Here is a 6,604-nt window from a genome sequence, read left to right as displayed (position 1 = left end):
GCGTGGCGGCCGGTCAGGGCAACCCTCGTTGTGATTCTGCGAGCCTGAAACGGCAACACGCGCCATGTGAGACAGAGGAAGGCCCGAGACGAACCACGGTCCTGCGGTATTCAACCCGCGCATCAGAGTCTGATCAACCGTCGTCTCAATGCCGCCGCGTCCTGCAATAGGCAGCATATTTGTCCCTCGTCGACGCTGAAAAAGGCGACAAGAAAAACCTATGCCCAAACTCTTGAAAACGGACATGAGAATCAAAAACCTCCGGCCAAAGCCAGAGGTTTGTCAGCAGTCTGAGCCCCGCAAGACGGGGCCTCTGACGCATGAGATGAAGCCTCAGCCCGTCCAGCCGCCGTCGATGACGTGGGTCTGACCTGTCGTGAAGCCCGCTTCGTCGCCGGCGAGATAGGTCACCAGCGCGGCGATCTCCTCGGCGGTCGCGATCCGACCCATCGGCTGGCGAGCAATAAAGTCCTTCATCGCCTTGTCGTAGTCGCCGGTTGCCCGCAGCCGCTCGTGCAGCGAGGGGCTGTCGACCGTACCGGGGCAAATGGCATTGGCGCGGATGCCCTTGGAAACGAAATCGGCGGCGATCGACTTGGTGAGCCCGATGACGGCCGCCTTGGAAGCGCAATAGGCGAAGCGGTTGGGCACGCCCTTCACGCTGGAAGCCACCGAAGACATGTTGACGATCGAGCCCTTGCCCTTTTCCAGCATGCCCGGCAGGAAGGCCCGGCAGGTTGTGTACATCGCCTTGGCGTTGAGGTTGAAGGAGAAATCCCAATCCTTTTCCTCGCAGTCGAGGATCGTTCCCGAGTGCACGAAGCCGGCGCAATTGAAGAGCACGTCGACCGGGCCGAGCTCCTCAGCGAAAGCCTTGACTGCGGCGCTGTCGAGCACGTTCAGCACATGCTTGCTGGCACCTTCGAGCGTCGAAAGCGTCTGCTCATTGATGTCAGTGGCGTAGACATGCGCGCCAAGCGAGATGAAGCGCTCCGCCGATGCCCGGCCGATGCCTTGCCCGGCCGCCGTGATGACGACCTTCTTGCCTTCCAACCCGTGACCCATAATCCTGATCCTTTCCTCGGGACTATGACCCCATCCATGCTGGTAGCCTACGCGACCAGTACCTCGGATAAGATCATGCAATAACAATCAGTTGGCGCAGCCTCTCCCTAGACCTCGAAGGACTGCGCGAAGCGGCGGTTGAGCTTGTCGATGAGAACTGTATGCCGCGTGGCCGTTCGCAGTCCATCGCTAATCACTTCGGATGCCTCGCTTTGAAATGCCATGTAGCCGTCATGCCGCGGCCGCACATAGGCGCCCTCCAGCGTCGCGCGCGTGTTGCGGTAAAAGTCGAGCGCCGGCGCGTTGACCGCGTCGCTGACCCAGGCGTCGGCATGGCCGGGCTGACCATTGCTGTCGGCATAAATACTTGATTGTACCGGCCCGCCGGCAATCCAGCGCGCAAATGCCTTCGCCTCTTCCGGGGCCTGCGTGCGGGCCGATACGGCAATGCCCGTACCGCCAAGTGCTGAGCCATGCGGCGCGCGCCCATCGATGATGGGCATATCCGCGAAAGCGATCCGAGCCGGCCGGAACCCGGCAAAGGAATAGTTCACGTAACCGTAGACGAACGGAGACACATCGTAAGGGCTGTCGGGCTGGCTCATCAGATCGAGCACGGCGATCGGGTCCATCTCGTAGCAGCGGACATCCATCACGGCGACGATCCGCACCATCCAGTCAAGCACCGCTTCGCCATCGGCTTTTGCGATGAAGTCGGGGCCTTCGATATTGCAGGGCGTGCCGAGATGAGCCGACAGCGATATGAAGGTCATCAGCGAATGCGGCGGCCGCATCGGCAGGATCGCCTTGCCCTTCTCAGCGAGCGCGACGAACTCGGCAAGATTCTTGACCGGCCCGTTCAAGCGGTCGGCGCGGTAGGCCTGCACCTGCGTCGCGGCATCGATCGGAAAAGCCCATTGCCGGCCTTGCCAGTTGTAGCTTGGATAGGAGCGACCAACCGTGCCTGCTGCGATCGCTGCGATTTCATCCGCATGGGCGGCATCTTCGAGCGGCAACAGGCAGTTCTCGCGGGTGATCTGTCCGACATGCGGGTGATCGATGACGATGAGATCGTAGGCGGCGGCAAGTTCCTCCACCGGAAAAGTCTCGAAATCCTGCAGCGAGCGCTTTTCCCAGATAATCTCGACGCCGGTCTTTTCCTGCCAGAGCTTCGAACAGGCCAACATCGGATCGTAGCCACGCGGATGCGACCAGGTCATTCCCTTAAGCTTCACCATCACGCCTTCTCCGCAGCCGGCTTGCGCCCGACGATCAGGATGTGATCGGCAGCGAGCACGACTTCGTCGCGCTGGTTCAGCACCTCGCAACGCTCGACGACACGCCCGGCCGCCGGCCGCTTCGGATCGTCCTCTTTCGCCGAGATAGTGACGCGGGTGCGGATCGTATCGCCGATATGCACCGGCCGAACGAAGCGGAGCCTGTCGTAGCCATAGGAAAAGGCGACGGGATTGATGAGCGACGCCGTCAGGCCGACGCCGATCGAGAAGATCATCGTGCCATGCGCGATGCGCTGGCCGCCGGGCAAGGTCTTGGCGAATTCCGCATCCATATGGTGCGGAAAGAAATCGCCGGTATGGCCGGCATGAACGACGAAATCGGTCTCGGTAATCGTCCGTCCGGTAGTCACCCTGACATGGCCGAGTTCGTAGTCTTCGAAATAGATCGTTTGTTCAGACATTCCTCAAGCCTTCGGAAGTTCGGCAATCGGCGTCGCCGGAGCGGCACTCGACCGATAGGCTGCTTCGACCAGCGCCATGGTCTGCCAGGCATCTTCGACCGAGCCGACCAGCACCTTGTCCTCGCCCGAGGCGAAGCGCTGCAGGTTGGCCATGCGGTTGACGAAGGCATCCGGGAACCAGGCACCTTCGAGCTTCACCTCCACCCATTCGGCGCCATCAGCGGGACGTATCCACAGCTCGTCCGGCTCGCCGCGCGGATAGTCGAGATTGACGCCGAGCTTGACATAGGCCGCCCCCTTGGTGCCGGCGATGCGAAACTCGCAGGCCTGGAACTTACGGCCGAAATCATGATCATGATTGACCGAGAGCACGCAGCGCACTTTGTCGCCATAGTCAAGGATCGCCGCCGTCCGGGTCTGCGCGACATCGTGGTTGGGGTGACCGATGGTCTTCGCATGCACGCCCTGCGGATTACCGAGCAGCCCGCGAACGAAATCGAGGTAGTGGATCGAGTGCATGGCGATCTCGATCCGCGGCAAGCCTTTCAGGAACGGCCACAGCCCCCAGGGGGTGGCAAGCGCCAGCCAGGCGTCGAAATCGACAAGCTCGCCGAGATAGCCCTTCTCCACCGCATCATAGAGCGCCAGCATCATCGGCGCGAAACGAAGCTGGAAATTGACCGCCGCCTTGAGGTCGCGCTCGCGGCAGACCCGCAGAATCTCGGTAGCCCCTGCAAAATCGCTGCCCATCGGCTTCTGAATCAGCGCGAACGAACCGCGCGGCAATTTCGAAAGGATCGCGGCATGTGCCGCAGGCGGCGTCGCCAGATCGAAGATGGCGTCCTCGACGGCCAATGCCTCGGCCTCGGAGGCAAACGCGCGAATGCCCCATTGAGCGGCCAGCGCCGCCGCTTTTTCGGCGTTCAGATCGTAAAGGCCCGCGACCGGAAAGCCACCTTGCTTATAGGCCGGAAGATGCGCGTCGCCGACGATGCTGCCGGCGCCGAAGATCACGATCGGGCGCGGATTCGAAGGCTTAGGCCACCATTGGCGGAGAGATTGGAGATCGACGGTCATGAATTCAGCTCCGGTCGCGGGACGCCCCTCATCCGGCCTGTCGGCCACCTTCTCCCCGTTTTGAAGGGGAGAAGGAAACGGATGCCGCCTCTGTCGTCCCTCACCTTTGCAAGGATCGAAAGCATGCTCCAAAGTAGATCGTCCCCTCTCCCCGCCTGCGGGGAGAGGGCTAGGGTGAGGGGCTTGCCTTGAAAGTCATCCATGATGAAACACCTCCTCCATCATGGCCCACCACTCACCCTCCTTACGGGTTTCGAACGGTTTCTGGCAGGGTATGCAGACAGACCACCATTCCTGGTTCTTCGGGCTGGCAGCCATCTTGCGCATATCGGCCTCGAAATCCGTCCCGACATATTCCCAGTAACCGAAGAGCAGGTTCTCAGGCTCCTTCAGGAAGATTGAATAGTTGGTGATGTTGCACTCGGAGATCAGCGCCAGGATCTCGGGCCAGACAGCCGCGTGCAGCGCCTTGTATTCCGCGACCTTGGCCGGCTCCAGGCCGATCACCATACCCATTCGCTGCATGGCCAGTTCCTCCTCAGCCGTGGATTTCCCGGGTGAATTCGCCGATCGAGCGCGCCTTTACGGCATCCCAATCCCATTCGATGCCGATGCCGGGCTCGGAGGGCGCAAGCGCCTTGCCGTCGACGATCTCCATGCCCTTGGTGGTGAGATCGTCGAGCTGCGGAATGTACTCGACATATTTTCCGTTCGGCACTGCACAGGTGAGGCTGACATGCAGCTCCATCAGGAAATGCGGGCAAACCGGAATATCGAAGGCTTCGGCCGCATGCGCTACCTTCAGCCACGGCGTGATGCCGCCGATGCGTGCAACATCGACCTGGACAATCGAGCAGGCGCCCTTCTGCATATATTCGCGGAAATGCCGGATCGAATACATGGATTCGCCAACCGCAATCGGCGTCGGCGTCGATCGCGTCAGCCGGATATGGCCATCGAGATCATCAGCCGGCAGCGGCTCCTCGATCCAGGCGAGGTCCAGTTCCTCGAGCCGCGCCGCCCGGCGGATCGCCTCGTCGACGGTAAAGCCCTGATTGCAATCCGTCATGATCTCGAAACCGGAGCCAAGCGCCAGACGCATCGCCGCAAGCCGGTCGTAATCTTCCGAGCCGTGCGGCTTGCCGATCTTCACCTTCGAGCCGGAAAAGCCTTTGGCCTTCGCCTGCAAGGCGTCCTCGACCAAAGCTTCCTTCTCGATATGCAGCCAACCGCCCTCGGTTGTGTAGAGCGGGCACCGGTCCTTGGCGCCGCCGGCTAGTTTCCAGAGCGGCAGCCCCTGCTTCTTGGCCCGCAGATCCCACAGCGCCGTATCGACGGCGGCGAGCGCCAGCGCGGTAATCGGTCCGATGGTCGTCGCGTGGGTGGCGAATTCGAGTTTGTGCCAGATCGCCTCGATGCGGTCGGCATCCTCGCCGATCAGCAGCGGCACCAGATGATCGGAGAGCAACCGCATGACGGACGAGCCGCCGGTGCCGATCGTATAGCTGTAGCCGGTGCCGACGGCGCCGTCGCTGTCGGTGATGGTAACGATCGGCGTCTCCTGGCTGACAAAGCTCTGGATCGCATCCGTCCGCTTCACCTTCGGCGGCAGGTCGACCATGCGCAGTTCCATTTTTTCGATACGTGCCACGGGTCGGATCCTTAATTTGCCAGGCTCTTGCCGGTTTCGACGGAGAAGAGGTGCGCCTGGCTGAGGTCGAAGCTCATCTTCAGCTGTTCGCCGCTCTTCAAGCCGCGCGGATTGAGCATGCGCGACACCCATTCCCGTCCTGCGAATTCGACGAAGACGAGCGTTTCGTTGCCGAGTGGCTCCGTGATGGCGACCGGCAATGTCAGCTCGTAGACCGCCGATTCCGCGCCCGAATGCAGGCCGTGTCCTGTCGGGAAGATGTCGTCGGGCCGCAGGCCGAAGGCGACCGTTTCGCCTTCATTGACTTTGCCGGCAAACTGGCCGGGCAATGGCAGCCGATCGCCATTCTTGAAGACCAGTTCTCCCGCCTTCAGCGTCGCCTCTTCAATATTCATCGGCGGCGAGCCGATAAAGCCGGCGACGAAGCGCGTGGCAGGCCGCTTGAACACTTCGTCGGGCGTGCCGACCTGCTCGATATAGCCGTCGCGCATGATGACGATGCGGTCCGCCAGCGTCATCGCCTCCACCTGATCGTGCGTGACATAGACGACCGTCGACTGCACCTTGGCATGCAGCTTCTTGATCTCGGTGCGCATCTGCGTGCGCAGCTTGGCATCGAGGTTGGACAGCGGCTCGTCGAACAGGAAGACCTCCGGCTGGCGCACGATGGCGCGGCCCATGGCGACGCGCTGGCGCTGGCCGCCGGAAAGCTGTGCCGGGCGGCGATCCATGAGGGCTTCGAGGCTGAGAATGGCCGCTGCCTCGTTCACCCGCTTATCGATCTCAGCCTGCGGCTGCTTGGCGATCTTCAGCGAGAATCCCATGTTCTCGCGCACCGTCATATGCGGATAGAGGGCATAGGATTGGAACACCATAGAGATGTTGCGGTCGCGTGGCGGCAGCTCGTTGACGACGGTGTCGCCGATCTCGATCGTGCCGCCGGAAACCTCCTCCAGGCCGGCGATCATGCGCAGCGTCGTCGACTTGCCGCAGCCGGACGGGCCGACGAGCGCGATGAACTCCTTGTCCGCGATGTCGAGATCGATGCCGTGGACGATTTCCAGGGCGCCATAGCGCTTGACGAGTTTTTTAAGAGAAACCTGAGCCATGGA

General features: G+C 61.7%; 7 protein-coding genes. All 7 read right to left on the bottom strand.

What is annotated here, in order from left to right:
• Positions 1–333 precede the first annotated feature (333 nt).
• On the bottom strand, positions 334–1,065 hold the full coding sequence (locus tag GA0061102_RS20245) for an SDR family oxidoreductase (protein ID WP_092852557.1): 732 nt from the start codon (positions 1,063–1,065) through the stop codon (positions 334–336).
• 107 nt (positions 1,066–1,172) lie between these two features.
• Positions 1,173–2,306 (bottom strand): extracellular solute-binding protein, encoded by a 1,134-nt coding sequence (locus GA0061102_RS20240; protein ID WP_092852555.1) that lies wholly within the window; start codon positions 2,304–2,306, stop codon positions 1,173–1,175.
• Positions 2,303–2,764, bottom strand: coding sequence for a MaoC/PaaZ C-terminal domain-containing protein (locus tag GA0061102_RS20235; protein WP_092852553.1), 462 nt, complete (start codon positions 2,762–2,764; stop codon positions 2,303–2,305). Before GA0061102_RS20235 ends, GA0061102_RS20240 begins: the two co-directional genes overlap by 4 nt.
• A 3-nt stretch (positions 2,765–2,767) precedes the next feature.
• Positions 2,768–3,841 carry a Gfo/Idh/MocA family protein gene (locus tag GA0061102_RS20230; RefSeq protein WP_092852551.1) on the bottom strand — a complete coding sequence of 358 codons (1,074 nt, stop codon included), beginning with the start codon at positions 3,839–3,841 and terminating at the stop codon, positions 2,768–2,770.
• Between the two features lie 195 nt (positions 3,842–4,036).
• Positions 4,037–4,366, bottom strand: a complete 330-nt coding sequence (locus GA0061102_RS20220) for an L-rhamnose mutarotase (protein ID WP_092852547.1) — start codon at positions 4,364–4,366, stop codon at positions 4,037–4,039.
• 13 nt (positions 4,367–4,379) lie between these two features.
• A complete protein-coding gene (locus GA0061102_RS20215) occupies positions 4,380–5,492 on the bottom strand; it encodes a mandelate racemase/muconate lactonizing enzyme family protein (protein ID WP_092852545.1) in 1,113 nt (370 codons plus the stop codon).
• Positions 5,493–5,503: 11 nt separating this feature from the next.
• Positions 5,504–6,601 (bottom strand): ABC transporter ATP-binding protein, encoded by a 1,098-nt coding sequence (locus tag GA0061102_RS20210; RefSeq protein ID WP_092852573.1) that lies wholly within the window; start codon positions 6,599–6,601, stop codon positions 5,504–5,506.
• Between the last annotated feature and the right edge of the window lie 3 nt (positions 6,602–6,604).

The sequence above is a fragment of the Martinezella miluonensis genome (genome assembly GCF_900094545.1).
In the GTDB taxonomy this organism is placed as follows: Bacteria; Pseudomonadota; Alphaproteobacteria; order Rhizobiales; family Rhizobiaceae; genus Rhizobium; species Rhizobium miluonense.
This window is presented reverse-complemented; position numbering and strand designations above follow the sequence as displayed.